This is a genomic window from Candidatus Pantoea deserta (assembly GCF_003813865.1).
GTDB classification, from domain to species: Bacteria; Pseudomonadota; Gammaproteobacteria; order Enterobacterales; family Enterobacteriaceae; genus Pantoea; species Pantoea deserta.
Map to the genome: position 1 here is coordinate 1 of NZ_RMVG01000068.1, position 556 is coordinate 556.

The following is a 556-nucleotide window of genomic DNA, read 5'->3' on the forward strand; positions in this document are numbered from 1 at the left end:
GGACATGCAGAAAAAGGCCGAGGACGAGGCGATGCGCCCGCCGCCGGTGGCGGGACTCACTACGGCGCGCGAGACGCACAGCCGCCTGTTTGATCCGTCGTTCACGGTGCAGCGAGACATTGCCGACCAGAACGGCGTGGTGTTTGCGCATAAAGGCCAGGTGGTGAACCCGTTTGACGTCATCCCGGTGTTTGACGAGACGCTTTACTTCATCGACGCCGACGACGACCGGCAGATTGCCTGGATGAAGCAGCAGGTGCCGCATACCACGAACTCCCGCGTCATTCTGGTTAACGGCAACGTGCGCGACAGCGCAGAGGCCCTCGGCAGCCGGGTCTACTTCGACCAGACCGGCAACATCACGAAAAAGTTCGGCATCACGCAGTTGCCTGCACAGGTGAAGCAGGCGCCCGGAAAAAAACTCTTCCTTATTACTGAATTCGGTCTTCCCGACCGCTAACGGAGCAGACATGAAAAAGCACATCCTCGCCGCCGCCCTGACGCTGAGCCTGACCGGGCACGCGATTGCCGCTGACGACGCCTTTAGCGATGCGCA

The 556-nt window shown here is 60.8% G+C and carries 1 protein-coding gene; it reads left to right on the forward strand.

Annotated features, from left to right (window positions below; genetic code table 11):
• Window positions 1–460, forward strand: a 460-nt coding sequence (locus tag BBB56_RS23585) for a hypothetical protein (RefSeq protein WP_158673970.1), incomplete at its 5' end; no start/stop codon positions are given.
• Window positions 461–556 lie beyond the last annotated feature (96 nt).